The sequence below is a fragment of the Arthrobacter sp. B0427-1-12 genome (assembly GCF_059092905.1).
This window is the reverse complement of sequence record NZ_JBNHIC010000003.1, coordinates 176072-191422: the sequence shown is the minus strand read 5'-3', so window position 1 is coordinate 191422 and position 15351 is coordinate 176072. Positions and strand designations below refer to the sequence as shown.

General features: G+C 65.9%; 18 protein-coding genes, 6 tRNA genes and 2 riboswitches. Of the genes, 7 read left to right on the top strand and 17 right to left on the bottom strand.

Annotated elements, in window-relative coordinates:
- Positions 1–31: 31 nt before the first annotated feature.
- Complete coding sequence (locus tag AC5RWU_RS04300) at positions 32–676, top strand: TIGR03085 family metal-binding protein (RefSeq protein ID WP_494029451.1); 645 nt, start codon at positions 32–34, stop codon at positions 674–676.
- Positions 677–693: 17 nt separating this feature from the next.
- Here the strand turns inward: AC5RWU_RS04300 and hisF are convergent, their stop codons facing one another.
- From hisF to AC5RWU_RS04225, 15 genes are all read right to left on the bottom strand, one after another.
- The gene (hisF, locus tag AC5RWU_RS04295) at positions 694–1464 is read right to left on the bottom strand and encodes an imidazole glycerol phosphate synthase subunit HisF (protein WP_494029291.1); all 771 of its coding nucleotides are present in this window, start codon (positions 1462–1464) and stop codon (positions 694–696) included.
- A 14-nt stretch (positions 1465–1478) separates the two neighbouring features.
- Positions 1479–2324 (bottom strand): ATP phosphoribosyltransferase, encoded by an 846-nt coding sequence (gene hisG, locus AC5RWU_RS04290; protein ID WP_494029292.1) that lies wholly within the window; start codon positions 2322–2324, stop codon positions 1479–1481.
- 94 nt (positions 2325–2418) lie between these two features.
- Entirely contained in the window at positions 2419–2682 is a 264-nt protein-coding gene (locus AC5RWU_RS04285; RefSeq protein ID WP_494029293.1) for a phosphoribosyl-ATP diphosphatase, read from the bottom strand.
- 117 nt (positions 2683–2799) lie between these two features.
- Complete coding sequence (gene ribH, locus AC5RWU_RS04280; protein WP_494029294.1) at positions 2800–3282, bottom strand: 6,7-dimethyl-8-ribityllumazine synthase; 483 nt, start codon at positions 3280–3282, stop codon at positions 2800–2802.
- A gap of 61 nt (positions 3283–3343) precedes the next feature.
- The gene (gene ribA, locus AC5RWU_RS04275; RefSeq protein ID WP_494029295.1) at positions 3344–3979 is read right to left on the bottom strand and encodes a GTP cyclohydrolase II; all 636 of its coding nucleotides are present in this window, start codon (positions 3977–3979) and stop codon (positions 3344–3346) included.
- Positions 3976–4626, bottom strand: coding sequence for a 3,4-dihydroxy-2-butanone-4-phosphate synthase (ribB, locus tag AC5RWU_RS04270; protein WP_494029296.1), 651 nt, complete (start codon positions 4624–4626; stop codon positions 3976–3978). Before ribB ends, ribA begins: the two co-directional genes overlap by 4 nt.
- Positions 4623–5273: a riboflavin synthase gene (locus AC5RWU_RS04265; protein WP_494029297.1), complete on the bottom strand. Its 651-nt coding sequence runs from the start codon at positions 5271–5273 to the stop codon at positions 4623–4625. The genes ribB and AC5RWU_RS04265 overlap by 4 nt, the downstream gene beginning before the upstream one ends.
- A gap of 18 nt (positions 5274–5291) precedes the next feature.
- Entirely contained in the window at positions 5292–6371 is a 1080-nt protein-coding gene (ribD, locus tag AC5RWU_RS04260) for a bifunctional diaminohydroxyphosphoribosylaminopyrimidine deaminase/5-amino-6-(5-phosphoribosylamino)uracil reductase RibD (RefSeq protein ID WP_494029298.1), read from the bottom strand.
- Between the two features lie 5 nt (positions 6372–6376).
- The gene (gene pnuC / locus AC5RWU_RS04255) at positions 6377–7060 is read right to left on the bottom strand and encodes a nicotinamide riboside transporter PnuC (RefSeq protein WP_494029299.1); all 684 of its coding nucleotides are present in this window, start codon (positions 7058–7060) and stop codon (positions 6377–6379) included.
- Between the two features lie 100 nt (positions 7061–7160).
- Positions 7161–7305: riboswitch (FMN riboswitch) on the bottom strand.
- Positions 7306–7417: 112 nt separating this feature from the next.
- On the bottom strand, positions 7418–8074 hold the full coding sequence (gene rpe, locus AC5RWU_RS04250; protein ID WP_494029300.1) for a ribulose-phosphate 3-epimerase: 657 nt from the start codon (positions 8072–8074) through the stop codon (positions 7418–7420).
- 10 nt (positions 8075–8084) lie between these two features.
- Positions 8085–9647 (bottom strand): RsmB/NOP family class I SAM-dependent RNA methyltransferase, encoded by a 1563-nt coding sequence (locus AC5RWU_RS04245; RefSeq protein ID WP_494029301.1) that lies wholly within the window; start codon positions 9645–9647, stop codon positions 8085–8087.
- Positions 9644–10567, bottom strand: a complete 924-nt coding sequence (fmt, locus tag AC5RWU_RS04240; RefSeq protein WP_494029302.1) for a methionyl-tRNA formyltransferase — start codon at positions 10565–10567, stop codon at positions 9644–9646. The genes AC5RWU_RS04245 and fmt overlap by 4 nt, the downstream gene beginning before the upstream one ends.
- Positions 10564–11121, bottom strand: coding sequence for a peptide deformylase (def, locus tag AC5RWU_RS04235; RefSeq protein WP_494029303.1), 558 nt, complete (start codon positions 11119–11121; stop codon positions 10564–10566). The genes fmt and def overlap by 4 nt, the downstream gene beginning before the upstream one ends.
- Before the next feature lie 111 nt (positions 11122–11232).
- Positions 11233–12126: a cytochrome gene (locus tag AC5RWU_RS04230; protein ID WP_494029304.1), complete on the bottom strand. Its 894-nt coding sequence runs from the start codon at positions 12124–12126 to the stop codon at positions 11233–11235.
- 96 nt (positions 12127–12222) lie between these two features.
- A tRNA-Val gene (locus tag AC5RWU_RS04225) sits at positions 12223–12294 on the bottom strand.
- Positions 12295–12581: 287 nt separating this feature from the next.
- Between AC5RWU_RS04225 and AC5RWU_RS04220 the strand changes: the two genes are divergently transcribed.
- The 5 genes from AC5RWU_RS04220 to AC5RWU_RS04200 all read left to right on the top strand — a co-directional run bounded on the left by AC5RWU_RS04220 (position 12582) and on the right by AC5RWU_RS04200 (position 13098).
- Positions 12582–12655: transfer RNA gene (locus AC5RWU_RS04220), tRNA-Gly, on the top strand.
- Positions 12656–12709: 54 nt separating this feature from the next.
- Positions 12710–12780: transfer RNA gene (locus tag AC5RWU_RS04215), tRNA-Cys, on the top strand.
- Between the two features lie 29 nt (positions 12781–12809).
- Positions 12810–12881, top strand: a tRNA-Val gene (locus AC5RWU_RS04210).
- Between the two features lie 64 nt (positions 12882–12945).
- Positions 12946–13019: transfer RNA gene (locus AC5RWU_RS04205), tRNA-Gly, on the top strand.
- 7 nt (positions 13020–13026) lie between these two features.
- Positions 13027–13098: transfer RNA gene (locus tag AC5RWU_RS04200), tRNA-Val, on the top strand.
- A 110-nt stretch (positions 13099–13208) separates the two neighbouring features.
- On the opposite strand, the gene AC5RWU_RS04195 is transcribed toward AC5RWU_RS04200, so the two are convergent.
- Positions 13209–13523 (bottom strand): DMT family transporter, encoded by a 315-nt coding sequence (locus tag AC5RWU_RS04195; RefSeq protein ID WP_494029305.1) that lies wholly within the window; start codon positions 13521–13523, stop codon positions 13209–13211.
- Between the two features lie 13 nt (positions 13524–13536).
- Positions 13537–13601: riboswitch (guanidine-III (ykkC-III) riboswitch) on the bottom strand.
- Positions 13602–13733: 132 nt separating this feature from the next.
- Between AC5RWU_RS04195 and AC5RWU_RS04190 the strand changes: the two genes are divergently transcribed.
- Positions 13734–14027: an antitoxin gene (locus AC5RWU_RS04190; protein WP_494029306.1), complete on the top strand. Its 294-nt coding sequence runs from the start codon at positions 13734–13736 to the stop codon at positions 14025–14027.
- Positions 14028–14114: 87 nt separating this feature from the next.
- Here the strand turns inward: AC5RWU_RS04190 and zapE are convergent, their stop codons facing one another.
- Entirely contained in the window at positions 14115–15155 is a 1041-nt protein-coding gene (gene zapE / locus AC5RWU_RS04185; RefSeq protein WP_494029307.1) for a cell division protein ZapE, read from the bottom strand.
- Positions 15156–15351: the final 196 nt, after the last annotated feature.

Genomic DNA, 15351 nt, shown 5'->3' with positions numbered 1-15351 from the left:
TGCAGCCTCCTTCATGCTAATTTCAGCAGTGATGCACTATGTAGAACCGTCCCGTGAAGTGTTGGCTGAAACCTTGCTCGCCGCAGGAGCCAACTCCCCCACGCTGTGTGAAGGATGGCGCACCCAGGAGCTGGCGGCGCACCTTTACCTGCGCGAACACGGACCGGTCGTCGGGCTGGGGAGCTTGTTCAGGCCGCTGGCCGGCCGGGCGGACAAGGCGATCCGCCGGCTCGCGGCGAAATCGGCGAGCCCCGAGGCCTATTCCAAGCTGGTGGCGGACTTCCGGGCCGGGCCGCCCCGGATGTCCCCGATGCGCCTGCAGTCGGTCGACACGAGCACCAACCTCATCGAATACTTCGTCCACACGGAAGACGTCCGGCGTGCCACGCACCGCTGGGCTCCGCGTGCGCTGGACCAGGGCTATTCGGATGCCCTGTGGGACGAACTCATCAAGCGGGCAGCCATCCTGTACCGCGCCGTCGACCTGGGAATCGTGCTGGTCCGCCCGGACGGTCCCCGGCATGTGGCCAAGCGGGCTCCGGTCTCGGTCGCCATCGTGGGCGAACCAGGTGAGCTGCTGATGCACGCCCACGGCCGCCGCCAGCATGCGCTGGTAACGTTCGAGGGCCAGCCGGATGCCGTCGCCCTGATGAACAGCGCCGAAATCGGCATCTGAAGCATAGGCTCCGGACCTCAGCGCACCGGGTAGCCGGCGTCGCTGATGGCCTGCTTCACCTGGGCGATCATATCGTCCGGCCCGAAATGGAAAATCGAGGCCGCCAGTACCGCATCGGCTCCAGCAGCGATGGCCGGCGGAAAGTGCGCCGGTTCGCCGGCGCCGCCGGAGGCGATCAGCGGAACCTGCACCGCGGCCCTGACTGCCCGGATCATCTCCAGGTCGAACCCGTCCTTCGTGCCGTCGGCGTCGATCGAGTTCAGCAGGATCTCGCCAACGCCGCGGTCCGCAGCTTCCTTGGCCCACGCGATGGCGTCGATGCCGGTTCCGCGCCGGCCGCCGTGCGTCGTGACCTCAAAGCCCGAAGCGATCGCCGGGTCAGTAGTCCGGCGCGCATCGAGCGACAGCACGAGGACCTGGGAGCCGAAGTGGTTGGTGATCTCATCAATGACCGCCGGCCGGGTTACCGCTGCAGTGTTGATCGAGGCCTTGTCGGCGCCGAACCGCAGCAGGCGGTCGACGTCGGCGACTTCCCGCACGCCGCCGCCGACGGTCAGCGGGATAAAGACCTCCTCGGCCGTGCGGGCCACGACGTCGTAGGTCGTGGCCCGGTCGCTGGAGGATGCGGTGACGTCGAGGAAGGTCAGCTCGTCCGCGCCGGCGCGGTCATAGCGGTGTGCCAGTTCCACCGGATCACCGGCGTCGCGCAGGCCTTCGAAGTTGATGCCCTTGACAACCCGCCCGGCATCGACGTCCAGGCAGGGAATGACACGGATGGCAAGGCTCATGGGTCGGTCCTCCGCTAGATCCGGCAGGCGTGGATGCCGCTGACCAGGATGGCCCGCGCGCCCAGGTCGTACAGCTCGTCCATGATCCTGTTCGTGTCCTTGCGCGGCACCATGGAACGGATGGCCACCCAGTCCGAATCGCGCAGCGGCGACACTGTCGGCGATTCCAGTCCTGGGGTCAGGGCATAGGCCTGCTCGACCAGGTCCTTGCGGATGTCGTAGTCCATGAGCACGTACTGCCGGGCCACCAGCACACCCTGCAGGCGGCGGATCAGCACATCCAGTCCGGCGGGCGGCTGGATGCCGCGGCGGCCGATCAGCACGGCCTCGGAAACCAGGATCGGCTCGCCGAATACCGCCAGCCCCGAAGCGCGCAGCGTGGTACCGGTGGAGACGACGTCTGCGACGGCGTCGGCAACACCCAGCCGGACTGAGGATTCCACCGCGCCGTCGAGACGGACGACGGAGGCGGAGATGCCCAGGTCCGCCAGATGCTTGCGCAGCAGGCCGTCGTAGCTGGTGGCGACGCGCTTTCCTTCCAGCTGCTTTTCGTCGGTGAATTCACCCGCGGGACCGGCAAACCGGAAGGTGGAGCCGGCGAAGCCAAGGGCCAGAAGTTCGTCCGCCTCGACCTGGGCGTCCAGGAGCAGATCACGGCCGGTGATGCCGACGTCGAGCGTTCCGGAGCCGACATACACAGCGATGTCGCGCGGCCGGAGGAAAAAGAATTCAATATCGTTTTCCGGGTCCACCATGACCAGTTCGCGGCTGTCGCGGCGCTGGCGGTAGCCGGCCTCGCTGAGCATCTCGGACGCGGACTCGGACAGGGATCCCTTGTTAGGGACTGCTACACGAAGCATTATGGAAGTCTTTCGCTTTTGGATTGTTCGCTGGAGGGCAGGCAAGCTGGCCACGAGCCGCGGATCCGGGACGGCCGGAAGGGCGGCTGCGTGGCTACAGATGCTTGTAGACATCCTCCAGCGTCAGGCCCTTGGCGATCATCAGCACCTGCAGGTGGTAGATCAGCTGGGAAATCTCTTCGGCGGCCGCCACATCGGATTCGTACTCGGCCGCCATCCAGACCTCGGCAGCCTCCTCGACGACCTTCTTGCCGATTCCATGAACACCGGAGTCCAGTTCGGCAACAGTGCGCGAACCTTCAGGACGGTCCACCGCTTTCTCGCTCAGCTCGGCAAAGAGTGTTTCGAAGGTTTTCACACCCCAAGGTTACTGCCTGCCGGTGAATGGCCCGTATTTGAGTCCGCCTATGTGACGAATGCCTCCCGGCGCTGCCGGCCGGCTCAGTGATCGAATCCGTTCAGCGGCCTAATCGGCTCACTGGCCGAATCCGCGCAGCATCGCCGCAGTGGCTACGGCGGCCGTGACCGCTTCATGGCCCTTGTCCTCAACCGACCCCGGCAGGCCCGCGCGGTCCAGTCCCTGCTCTTCGGTGTCGCAGGTCAGCACACCGAATCCTACGGGCACCCCCGTGCGGACGCTGACGTCAGTCAGGCCGTTCGTCGCCGACTGGCAAACATAGTCGAAGTGCGGCGTTCCGCCGCGGATGACGACGCCCAAAGCAACCACGGCGTCGAACTGCGGCGCCAGCCGCGCAGCTGCCACGGACAGCTCGAAGGCCCCGGGAACACGGACCAGGGTCGGTTCGATGCCTGCTTCGGCGGCGGCACGCTGGGCCCCGCCAATCAGTCCATCCATGATCCTGGTGTGCCAGCTGGCGGCGATGATGGCCAGGCGGAGGCCGGCAACGTCCTCGCCGAGCTCGCTGACATTGATGACGGGTGCTCCGTGTCCACTCATGGGTTCCTCTTCTCTCTGTATGTCTTTGCTCAGCCCGGTCTGTGTTCAGCCCGGTCTGTGTTCAGCTCTGCTGGATGGGCTGGGTTTCCAGCAGGGTCAGGAAATGGTTCATCCGGTCGCGCTTGGTCCGCAGGTAACGCTCGTTCTCTTCGCGCGAGGGAACCTCGGAGGAGACCATGTCGACGACGTCGATCCCGTACTCCACCAGGCGGTCCCGCTTGGCCGGGTTGTTGGTCAGCAGCCGCAGGGTGTGCAGGCCCATTTCCTTCAGGATGCCCGCGGCGGCCTGATAGTCCCGCGCATCCACGGGCAACCCCAGCTGCTCATTGGCTTCCACCGTGTCCGCCCCGGTCTCCTGCAGAGCGTAGGCGCGGATCTTGTTGGCCAGCCCGATGCCGCGTCCTTCCTGCCCGCGCAGATAGACGACGGTTCCCCCATGGAGGCTGACCAGGCCCAGTGCCTGTTCCAGCTGTTCGCCGCAGTCGCAACGGTAGGAGCCGAAGACATCGCCGGTGAGGCATTCGGAATGCAGGCGGACCAGCGGCACCCCGTCCGCGGGCCGGGGCGACGAGACGGTCATGTGCTCGACGCCGGTGACAGCGTCCGTCCAGACCTGGACCAGGAAGTCGCCGAAGGCGGACGGAAGCCGGACCACCGGACCACCGGTGACGGCAGCGGGAGGCTGTGCCGGGTTCATTGGGCACCTGCTCCGGTCGTGGCCTGGCTGCGCTGGAAAGCCACCAGGTCCTCGATCGAGATCAGCGGGATGCCGTGCGCGTCGGCGAATTCCCGCAGCGCCGGCAGGCGCATCATCTCACCGTCATCGTGGATCAGTTCGGCAATGACGCCCACCGGCTGCAACCCGGCCATCCTGCACAGATCCACAGCTGCTTCCGTATGGCCGCGCCGAGCCTGGACACCGCCGTCGACCGCGCGCAGTGGAAACATGTGGCCGGGCCGGCTCAGCTGGGCGGGCGTGGTATCCGGATCCGCCAGCAGGCGGGCGGTAACCGAGCGGTCCCCGCCGCTGATGCCGGTGGTGATGCCTGCTGCGGCATCGCAGGAGACGGTGTAGGCGGTGCCCTTGGCGTCTTCGTTGACCTCGACCATCGCGGGCAGCTTGAGCCGGTCGGCGCGTTCGCCGGTGATCGGGACGCAGATGACGCCCGAGGAATGCCGGATCGTCCAGCCCATCAACGCCGGCGTTGAAAATTCGGCGGCGAAGATGATGTCCCCTTCGTTTTCGCGGTCCGCATCGTCGACGACGACGACGGCACGCCCGGCAGCCATCGCCGTGATGGCGTCCTCGACCGGATCCAGGACGATCGTGTTTTCGGGGCTCATGCCTTCACCTCTGTTTCTGCTGCAAACCTGGGGGCGGAAGTGAAGGAAAGCAGCCGTTCGGCGTACTTCGCCAGCACGTCCATTTCCAGGTTCACCGGGTCCCCGGGCTGCTTCTCCCCCAGTCCGGTGTCAGCCAGCGTCATCGGGATGAGGCCCACCTCCAGCCACGGTTCCGGTTCCGCGGCCGGGCTCACGGCGGTGACGGTCAGCGACACGCCGTCAATGGCCACCGACCCCTTCTCCGCTGCGTAGCGGGCCAGGCCGGCAGGCAGTCCGATCCGCACCCGTTCCCACTTGCCCAGGTCTTCGCGCTCCAGGATGCTGCCGACGCCGTCGACATGGCCCTGCACGACATGTCCGTCGAGGCGGCCGCCGGCGGGAACGCAGCGCTCCAGGTTAACCGCCATGCCGGGTTTCAGGGATCCCGTCGTGGTGCGGACCAGAGTTTCCCCGATAACGTCGACGGCAATTTCCGCGCCGTCGATCGAGGTGGCCGACAGGCACACGCCGTTGACTGCGATCGAACCGCCCAGCGGCAGGTCTGTGCCCGTCTGCGGTGCCCGGAAGACCAGGACCGCGGTGTCGTTCTGTTCATCAAGGGTCAGCGAGACAACGGTGCCCCGCTCGGCAATGATTCCGGTAAACATTCTTTTTCTTTCCTTTGTTCAGAATTCGTCGTCGGCACGCAGGGCCGGTTCGGGTTCCAGATGCAGCCTGATGTCCCTGCCCAGCGGTACGGCGAAACCGCCGCCGGCCGCATCCCACCGCCACTGCTGCGCGTCTGCCAGCGTGCCGATACCCAGGTCCTGGACCGATGCCGTGCCGGCGCCCAGCAGTGACGGCGCCAGATAGACGAACAACTCATCCGCCAGCCCGGCGGCGATGAAGGCGCCGGTAGCTGTGGCACCGCCCTCAACCAGCAGGTGCCGCACGCCGCGTTGGTACAGCGCGGCGGCCACTTCGGCCGGGTCGTGGGTCCGGAAATGGACAAATTCAGTGTCGCCGCCGTGGACTGCGGCATCGGCCGGCAGCTCGCGCTGGCCCATGACCACCCGCAGCGGCTGCTTGGGCAACTCGGTTCCGGAGCGGTCGCGTGCGGTCAGCCGTGGATTGTCCGCGAGGGCCGTCCCGGTCCCCACCAGGATGGCGTCGATGCGGGCGCGCAGCTGCTGGCTGTCGGCACGCGCTTCCGGGCCCGTGATCCACTGGCTGGTGCCGTCCGCCGCGGCGATCCGGGCGTCCACTGTTTGGGCCAGCTTGACGGTGATGAACGGACGGCCGGAAGCCACCGAGTCGAACCAGCGGTGGTTGAGTTCCAGGGCGGCGTCCCGGAGCAGGCCGCCTGCGACGTCGATGCCCGCCTCCGCGAGCAGCGCCGCCCCGCCGGCGGCCGCGGCATGGCTGTCGCCCACGGCGTACACCAGGCGGGCGATCCCGGATTCCCTGACGGCCACCGAGCAGGGACCGGTCCGGCCGAAGTGGTTGCACGGTTCCAGCGTGACCACCATGGTGCATCCGCTCAGGCCGGCCCGCCGCGAGGCGGCATTGGCCAGGGCGTCCCGCTCGGCGTGGGGCGTGCCGGCGCCGCGGTGGTATCCCACGCTCAGCACCTCGCCCGCCTCGTCGAGGATGACCGCTCCGACCAGCGGGTTCGCCCCGCGGACCCCCTTGCGGGCGGAGTCGATGGCGAGCTGCATGGCACGCTGCTCCGCGGGGGTGAACTGTTGTTCGTGTTCCCTGTGCATGGCCATTACCTCAGCGCGGGATCGGGCAAGGGGACGTCGATCTGCTGCCTGGCGCGGTTGTGTGCACGGCGCCAGATGACGAAGCCGACCAGGGTGAACGCGCCGTAGAACAGGTACATGAAGGCGGAGGCATAGTAGCCGGCGCTGAACAGGAGCGGCACCCCTACAGCGTCGACGGCAACCCACAGCAGCCAGAATTCGACCCAGCCCTTGGCCATGCCGTAGGTAGCCAGCAGCGAGCCGACAAAGGTCCACGCGTCAGCCCAGACCGGTTCATAGGAGCCAAGCAGCGTAAAGACCGGGGTCAGGGCAGCGGTGCCCAGGATCAGGGCGGCGACCATGCCGACCCGTTCACGGCCGGAAGCCCAGCGCGGCGTAATGGCCGCTCCGCTGCCGGTCCGGCTTTCATGCCAGCGGCGCCAGCCGTAGACGGATACGGCAATGAACATTATCTGGCGGCCGGCCTGGCCCAGGAGGTTCACGGTATTCGCCCCGCCGAACAGACTGCCCAGGAATACGGTCAGGAGCAAGAGGTTGCCGATGATGCCCACCGGCCAGGCCCAGACTTTACGGCGCATTCCGCCGAGGGCGCTCAATAGCCCAAAGACATTTCCCAGCACTTCGCGTAGCAGCAGCGAACTCCCGCCAACGGGAATTTGCGCTTCGAAGAGCCACCGCAGTAAATCCATGCCGTTCCTTCCCTAAGCCGCGGCGGCTCCGGGGTAACGACAGCGAGACGGTGCGGCGGTGGTGCTCCATGGAGCGCCGGACCCGCCGGGTGCCAAACTGTACGTGCTTCTCCCATCCAGACTTTAACTGTCGGTGCCGGAATTTCACCGGCTCAACCGCGGACCTTGACCTGGTTCCAGGTCGCAGCCCACGGGTCGCGGACTATAACCGCCGGTTCGGAATTTCACCGACCCCGGAGCACGTTGTATGCGTCATTATTACATGGATCCATAACTGTCCGGCGAGGGCGGACCGGGACAGGCGTAGCAATGCGTAGCAATTCACATCCCCGGTCACTTCCCCGGCTCCTGCGGACGTCAGTGGGTGGCCGCCTGCCGAAGGCGGGCAATGGCCTCGTTTGGATCTTCGGCTCCGTAGACGGCGGAACCGGCCACGAAGACGGTGGCGCCCGCCTCGGCCGCCCGGACGATTGTCTCCTCGGTGATGCCGCCGTCGACCTGGATGGCAACCTCCAGCCCGGAGCCTTCGATGGCCTTGGCCGCCCGGCGGATCTTCGGCAGCGTGACGTCCAGGAAGGACTGGCCGCCAAAACCCGGCTCCACGGTCATGACCAGCAGCATGTCCAGCTCGGACAGCATGTCCAGATACGGTTCCACCGGTGTGGCCGGCCGCAGCGCCATTCCGGCTTTGGCGCCCCTGGCCCGAAGTTCGCGGGCCAGTTTGATCGGGGCCGTGGCGGCCTCGACATGGAAGGTCACGGATTCCACCCCGGCGTCGGCATAGGCCGGTGCCCAGCGGTCCACATCGGCGATCATCAGGTGCGCGTCCAGCGGCACCGGACTGACTTTCCGGATCCGCTCAACCACCGGCAGCCCGATCGTCAGGTTGGGTACGAAATGATTGTCCATCACGTCAACGTGCACCGCATCCGCGGTGTTGATCCGGTGCAGTTCGGTCTCCAGATTGACGAAGTCCGCTGACAGGATACTGGGGTTAATGCAGCACTTGGCCATGTATTCTCCCTTAGCCCTTGTGGGTCTGTTCCGCTGGTGTCTTTTTCCGGATGATTGCCATGAACATTGCATCTGTCTGGTGGATGTGGGGCCAAAGCTGCGCTGTACCATCATGGCCTGCGTTGACAGCACCCGGCAGGCTGGCCGCATCCAGGGCCGCTCCGGCGTCCAGCAGCTCAAGATCCTCGCGCCGGCGCATGGCGTCGGCCACGACGGCGGTCGTTTCCGCCGGGTGCGGGGAACAGGTCACATAGGCCACGATCCCTCCGGGCTTGACTGCAGCCAGTGCCGAATCGAGCAACTGCCGCTGCAGCGGGCCCAGCCCGGCAAGGTCCGAGGGTTGCCGCCGCCAGCGGGACTCCGGACGCCGGCGGAGGGCACCCAGGCCCGTGCAGGGGGCATCCACGAGAATGCGGTCGAATTCCTCCGGACTTTCGTCTCCAATGGTCCTGCCGTCACCGACCCGGACCTGCCAGACCTCATGGTCGACAGGCGCCAAGGCCTGCCGCACCAGCTGGGCCCGGTGCCCGGCCGGCTCATTTGCCAGCAGCGTCGCGCCCCGCTGCAACGCCAGTGCGCCCAGCAGCGCTGCCTTGCCGCCCGGACCGGCGCACATGTCCAGCCACCGTTCCCCCTCGGCCGGCCGGCCAAGGTCGACCTTGGCCACTGCCTGGGCGATCAACTGCGACCCGGCGTCCTGCACGCGCGTGGTTCCCTCCCGCACGCTCGACAGCCGCCCGACGTCCCCACCGGAATAAAGCGCGGAGCCGGCCACCAGTTCACCCGGCATGGCACCGGCGTCGATGGCTTCGTCCAGCCGCCCCAGTCCGGGCAAGGCCACAAGGTTGACGACGGGCGCGGCGTTGTCCGCCTCCAGAAGCTGCGTCATTTCGCCGGTGTCGCGGCCGTGGGCCGCCAATGACTGCCGCAGCGCCCGCACGATCCATTCAGGGTGGCTGTAGGCCAGGGCGGCCACCTTGGTTTCATCCGTTTCATCGGCGGTCAGTTCCGCTATCCACGAGGCCAGGTCCTGCCGAGAGACGCGCCGGAGTACCGCATTGACCAGCGTTGCCGGACCCGCGCCGATCACTGCCCGCGCCAGCCCGACGGTCTGGTCCAGGGCTGCGTGGGCGGGAACCCGCATGGCCAGCAACTGGTGGGCACCGATGCGAAGTGCGTCCAGGATCGCCGGATCAAGCTGCCCCAGCGGACGGTCCACACAGCGGGCCAGGACCGCATCATAGGTCCCCTGTCCGCGGAGCGCACCGTAGGCGAGTTCCGTGGCAAACCCCGCGTCCCGCTTGTCCAGCCGGTGCCGGCGAATGCTGGCCGGCAGCACGAGGTTGGCGTATGCGTCCTCCTCGGCCACGGCGCGCAGAACCTCGAAGGCCGCAAGCCGGGCCGGATCCGCCCTTCGGGTCCGCTGCGCGGGAGCGGTCTGCGAAAACTGCCGCTGTACGGACCGGTTGCGCTCCCGGCCCTTGGCATCGCGGCGCTTGGCGCCGCCGCCCTGCCGGGACTGACCTCCGCGATCCGGCCGTCCGGAACGGCCGGGGCCCTGTTCCGCGTTCATTCGAAAACCACGTCCTCACGGTTGGCGATCCCGCGGAGCCAGTCGGCCGCGGCCATCATTTTCCGCCCCGCCGGCTGCACCTGGGTCAGTTCGACACCGAAGGATCCGGTGCCTACGACAGCCGACGTGCGTCCGGTGATGCGCAGCCTGCCGGGCTCGATGTCCCGTTGGTCCTGGCGCAGCTTGACCGGAGCGAGTTTGAAGCGCTGGCCATCCAGTGTGGTCCAGGCTCCGGGCTCCGGCGTCACGCCATTGATGCGGCGGCTGATGGCCAAGGCAGGCTGGGACCAATCGATATGCCCGTCCTCCAGCGCCAGTTTCGGTGCGAAAGTCACCTCCCCGCTTTGGGGAACGGCAATGGCCGCACCGCTGTCGATCGCACTGAGGGTCTGTGCCAGGAGCATGGCGCCGCTGCCGGCGAGCCGCTCCAGCAGCACCCCGCTGGTGTCCGAGGGCCGGATCGCTTCCGTCAGCTGACCGAATAGGGGTCCGGTGTCCAGCCCCTTCTCCAACCGGAAGGTGGAGGCGCCGGTGATGTCATCCCCGTTGATCACCGCGTGCTGCACCGGAGCAGCACCCCGCCAGGCCGGCAGGAGCGAGAAATGGAGGTTGACCCAGCCATGGACCGGCACAGTCAACGCTTCCTCCGGGACGAGTCCGCCATAGGCCACGATGGCCGCTACGTCCGGCCGGCAGGCAGAGAGGGCGGCGGTTGCTGCGCTGTCGATGCGGTTCGCTTTGATGATCTCCAGGCCCATTTCCGCTGCCCGCTGCGCCACGGGCGAGGGCGTCAGCACACGTTTGCGTCCAACCGGAGCATCCTCTCGGGTCAGGACGGACACGATGTCGAATCCCGCCTTGACCAGCTGCTCCAGCGAGGGCACGGCCACTGCAGGTGTGCCCGCGAAGAGGACCCTCATCGTTTGGCTCCCCCGAAGCTGCTGCCCACCGTCTGCGCACGCTCGCTGACCGTCCGGGCGGCAACGTCGTTGAACTGCAGATCACGGATCCGGCGCATCGCTTCCCTGCGCTCCTCCTTGGCCAGGCGGTTGATGTAGAGCATGCCCTCGAGGTGGTCCGTCTCATGCTGCAGGGCCCGCGCCATCAGGCCCTCGCCCTCCACCACGATCGGCGCGCCGGTCTTGTCCTGGCCGGTCACGCGTGCCCAGTTCCGCCGGGGCGTGGGAAAACCGAGTCCCGGCACTGAGAGGCAGCCTTCGGAACCCTCCTGGTACTCCTCGCCAACCTCCAGCACGGGATTGACGACGTGGCCGATCCGGCCCTCGATGTTGTAGGTGAACAACCGCAGCCCCACCCCCACCTGGGGGGCGGCAAGCCCCGCGCCGTCAACGTCGAGCATGGTCTCCTCCATATTGGAGATGAGACGCTCAAGCTCCGGACCGAAGTCGGTCACGGTTTCGGACGGAGTGCCCAATACCGGGTCGCCAATGATCCGGATACCCAGAATTGCCATCGGGTCGAAAACCTCTCTATCGCCGTCGAATGCGGCGGGAGCAGGTTCCACCAGCGCGCCAAACTGCTCCCGCCAAGATACTTCAGTCTAATGAACCGGAAGACCGGACAATCACTGCACCAGCGGACCGGTTTGCGGCAGCGCCTGCTCTGGAAGTGGTGCCCGTGCCGGCGGCGGTCCGATGGGCAGCAATGCACGCCCGGCACCGGCCGCACCCCTCGCTGTGTCCCAGACCCGGCGCAGTGCCACGAATTTGTACCAGTGGTATTTCAGCACTTCCGGATTCGCGTGCATCGGACGCACTTCGGTTTCACCGATAGCGACGCCGAGCAGAAGCGGATCTTCGCCGTACCGCCAAGGTTCCCAGGTGCCTGCTGCTGCATCGACCAGGCTCTCTTCTGCCTTCATGCCTGCTACCAGCTGCATGACGACCTTTTCATCCAGCGGCTTGACCATGCCGTCCCGGTCAGTCCCCTTGGTCTTGAAGTCGATCAGGCAGACGCGTCCGCCGATCCTGGCGACGAGATCCAAGGTGCCGGCGTAGCCGACCGTATGATTCCAGACCGTGATTTCCGCGGCGACCGGCTCGACCTGGTACAGCTCCCACCATTCATCGAAACGGACGGCGAACTTCTCTTCCCCGTTGGCCGCCAGCGCTTCCCTGGCCTCGGCCATCCGATGTTCCCGCCCCATGGCGCGCAAGGCTACTTGCTCGCAGTAGGTGTGGACCCGGTCCCCGCGCAGCGCGGCTGCGTCCCGGTACCGTTCGGCAGCCTGTGCGGCGTCCTTAACCACGGCCCGCAGCTGGGCCGGACTGCCCAGGGCCCCGGGCAGCTTGGGATCCTTGGCCAGGCTGGAGGCAGCCATATGACCGAACCATCCCCCCAGCGACGAAGGGGCCTGGGAAATGACCGTCGTGATGGATGGAACGGTTACCGTTTCACCCAGGGAACGGGCATACATCCGGCCGAATTCGGTCTGCTGGGCAAGTGCTGGATCAGTCATGGTCTAAGTGTTTCACCCACCGGGGACAGAATATGGATCGCAATGAAAAGGGGCTCCCGCGCAGCCATTAGGCCGGGCGGGAGCCCCCTGTTGGTGTGGGCGATACTGGGTTCGAACCAGTGACCTCTTCGGTGTGAACGAAGCGCGCTACCACTGCGCCAATCGCCCCGACGTCTAAGAATGTTAGCCTACCTATGCGCCTGCACCAAAACCGGCCGTATGTGGTCATGATCACGGCGTCTTTGTGACCGCTTAAGCCATGATTCACGGCCGGTTAACCGCACCTTTCCCGCGCTTTTCCCGCGGCTTTCCGGGAGAAAACCCATTCCCCTGGCCCCGATTGGACGTACGCGGAAACGTCCGATAGAGTTTTTATTCGTTGGAACGCGGAAAGCGGACCGGAACTGCAGATCAGGATCAGCGGAAATCCGGTTCCTCTAAGCCAAAATCCACATGCGGACGTAGCTCAGCTGGCTAGAGCACCACCTTGCCAAGGTGGATGTCGCGGGTTCGAATCCCGTCGTCCGCTCGCAAGTCACTGTAAGCCGGTCAGCCGGCGGGCCCAATGCGGATGCATGGTCACGGTGGGGTGGCCGAGAGGCGAGGCAGCGGCCTGCAAAGCCGTATACGCGGGTTCGAATCCCGTCCCCACCTCGGTTGCGGTGCTTCGCACTAACCCTTATGGGCGATTGGCGCAGCGGTAGCGCGCTTCCCTGACACGGAAGAGGTCACTGGTTCGATCCCAGTATCGCCCACGCAGCGGTTCCGGTACGGAACCGCTTTTTCACGGAAGCTTCCCCCAGGGGCGAGCAACCACTTGCGGACGTAGCTCAGCTGGCTAGAGCACCACCTTGCCAAGGTGGATGTCGCGGGTTCGAATCCCGTCGTCCGCTCGCATTTGGGCGATTGGCGTAGCGGTAGCGCGCTTCCCTGACACGGAAGAGGTCACTGGTTCGATCCCAGTATCGCCCACGGTTCAAGCAGCATTGATGAAAATGCGAGCAAAAAGCAGCAGGGACGGCAACACCGTCCCTGCTGCTTTTTGCTCTCCCTGGGCCAATAGGCGGCACGGTCGGCCGCACCTAGTGCAGGAGCTTGAGGCCGATCACGCACGCTACGATGCCGAGGACCAGCAGGATCTTGAGCAACGAGGCGGGTTCGCCGTCGAAAATCATCGCGTAGGCGACCGTCAGTGCCGCACCGATACCAACCCAGACGGCATAGGACGTGCCGACCGGCAGCGTCCGCATCGCATAAGCCAGGCCGCCCATGCTCAGCAACAAACCGGCAGCGAAGATGACAGTGGGCCAAAGCCGGGTGAAGCCTTCCGATTTGCCCAATGCGGTGGCCCAAACAGCCTCGAGTACTCCTGAAATGACCAGAACGGTCCATGCCATGACGATTCACATCCTTGCGCCGTCTTGTCGCGGGCCGGGTACGGCGCACCTCGTCCGGGTGCTGGGTCGCAGGGATTAGTATCCCACAACCTGTCCCCCGGCCAAATTCGACGATTCGACAGTTCCGCGCCGGTCTTGGCCGCTGATCGCCCTGAACCTAGGATTAAATGCGACGGGAGTATTCGGCTCCCAGGGAAGAAGGGAGGTGCCGTGTCTGTATTTGACGAGCTCAAGGGCAAGGCCGCAGAGCTGAAGGACAAGGCAGCCGGTCTGGTTGGTAGCAACGCCGACAAGCTGAAGGACGCCGTCGGACATGCCGGCGACTTCATTGACGAGAAGACCGGCGGCAAGTACTCCGGGAAGATCGATGGCCTGCAGGAGAAAGCCTCCGGGCTGATCGACAAGACCGGCAGCGCCAACGCCCCTGAAGCCCCGGAAACCCCGGCTCCGGAAACGCCAACAACGGATCCCGGGAAGCCGGCCGACGGGACCCCTTCGGTCTAACGAGTCCACGAGCGCGACAAAGAGGGCGCCGGTCCTGCCGGGAGGCGGCACCGGCGCCTTTGTCATGCGCGGCGCCTTTGCCGCACCCTACAGCGCTGCTTCTCCCTTTTGTCCTTCCCGTGCCAGGGCGGTGAGGCGGGAAACCGCGCGGAAGTACTTCTTCATGTAACCGCCGGCCATCATTTCCGGTGTGAACAGTTCGTCGAACGGAACGCCGCTGGCGATGATCGGCACATCCTTGTCGTACAGCCGGTCAGCAAGTACGACGAACCGCAGGGCAACCGCCTGTTCGGTGATGGTCTGCACCTCGTGCCAGGCAACGGCGTCGATTCCGTCAATGAACTGGCGGTAGCGGCTCGGATGCACCTTCGCCAACTGCTTGACCAGTTCCGGGAATTGGTCCACGGCCACCGTCCGGCCCTGGAAGTTCTCCATGATGTGCTGTTCGATGCCGTCAGCGTTCAAGGGGTCCGGAGCTTCGGGCAGCCCGCGGTGGCGGAAGTCCTCCCCGTCGATGCGGAGGACGTCGAACTGGTCGGACAGCACCTGGATTTCGCGCTGGAAGTCGACGGCTGCGAAGCGTCCCTCGCCCAGCGAGCCGGGAAGGGTGTTGGACGTCGCAGCGAGTTTGACGCCAGCGTCCGCCAGTTCGCGCATCAGGCGCGACATCAGGACCGTATCCCCCGGATCATCCAGTTCGAATTCGTCGATGCAGACCAGTTTGTACTCGCTCAGCGCATCCACTGTCTTCCGAAAGCCAAGGGCGCCGACCAGGTTCGTGTATTCCACGAACGTACCGAAGGCCTTGGGGCCGGGGCTGGCGTGCCAGAGCGAGGCCAGCAGGTGGGTCTTTCCGACGCCGAATCCGCCGTCAAGGTAAATGCCCGCGCGGCTGGCTGGCTTCCGGAAGCCCAGGAGCTTCTTCAGTCCGGACGGTTCAGGCTGGGCGACGACGGTGGCGAAATGCTCGAGTGCCTTCACCGCGGCGGCCTGCGACGACTGGTTCGGATCCGGACGATAGCTCGTAAAAGAAACCTCGCCGAACCGCGGTGAGGGGTAGAAGCCCTGCAGGAGCTCGTCCACGGAAACGCTCGGCGTGCGCTGTGCGAGGTGCTCAATCTGTACCACTGAAGATCCATTCCATATTCCGGACGGCAGGTCCGCTGAAAATTGCGCCACCGCTACGATACGCCACTCAATGCCCGGTCCCGTCCCCGGCAGGAGTCCGTTACAGTCCTCCACAGTCCTTGCACCACCGCGGCAGCTGTACGAGCAGGACGGCTGCAAGCTTTAGGGCGGGGCACTCTATAGGCTAGGGATGACG

Bases quoted from the DNA above. Each gene is read 5' to 3' on its own strand.
- AC5RWU_RS04300 (WP_494029451.1), top strand. From the start codon at position 32: ATGCACTATGTAGAACCGTCCCGTGAAGTGTTGGCTGAAACCTTGCTC.
- hisF (WP_494029291.1), bottom strand. From the start codon at position 1,464: ATGAGCCTTGCCATCCGTGTCATTCCCTGCCTGGACGTCGATGCCGGG.
- hisG (WP_494029292.1), bottom strand. From the start codon at position 2,324: ATGCTTCGTGTAGCAGTCCCTAACAAGGGATCCCTGTCCGAGTCCGCG.
- ribH (WP_494029294.1), bottom strand. From the start codon at position 3,282: ATGAGTGGACACGGAGCACCCGTCATCAATGTCAGCGAGCTCGGCGAG.
- ribA (WP_494029295.1), bottom strand. From the start codon at position 3,979: ATGAACCCGGCACAGCCTCCCGCTGCCGTCACCGGTGGTCCGGTGGTC.
- ribB (WP_494029296.1), bottom strand. From the start codon at position 4,626: ATGAGCCCCGAAAACACGATCGTCCTGGATCCGGTCGAGGACGCCATC.
- AC5RWU_RS04265 (WP_494029297.1), bottom strand. From the start codon at position 5,273: ATGTTTACCGGAATCATTGCCGAGCGGGGCACCGTTGTCTCGCTGACC.
- ribD (WP_494029298.1), bottom strand. From the start codon at position 6,371: ATGCACAGGGAACACGAACAACAGTTCACCCCCGCGGAGCAGCGTGCC.
- pnuC (WP_494029299.1), bottom strand. From the start codon at position 7,060: ATGGATTTACTGCGGTGGCTCTTCGAAGCGCAAATTCCCGTTGGCGGG.
- rpe (WP_494029300.1), bottom strand. From the start codon at position 8,074: ATGGCCAAGTGCTGCATTAACCCCAGTATCCTGTCAGCGGACTTCGTC.
- AC5RWU_RS04245 (WP_494029301.1), bottom strand. From the start codon at position 9,647: ATGAACGCGGAACAGGGCCCCGGCCGTTCCGGACGGCCGGATCGCGGA.
- fmt (WP_494029302.1), bottom strand. From the start codon at position 10,567: ATGAGGGTCCTCTTCGCGGGCACACCTGCAGTGGCCGTGCCCTCGCTG.
- def (WP_494029303.1), bottom strand. From the start codon at position 11,121: ATGGCAATTCTGGGTATCCGGATCATTGGCGACCCGGTATTGGGCACT.
- AC5RWU_RS04230 (WP_494029304.1), bottom strand. From the start codon at position 12,126: ATGACTGATCCAGCACTTGCCCAGCAGACCGAATTCGGCCGGATGTAT.
- AC5RWU_RS04195 (WP_494029305.1), bottom strand. From the start codon at position 13,523: ATGGCATGGACCGTTCTGGTCATTTCAGGAGTACTCGAGGCTGTTTGG.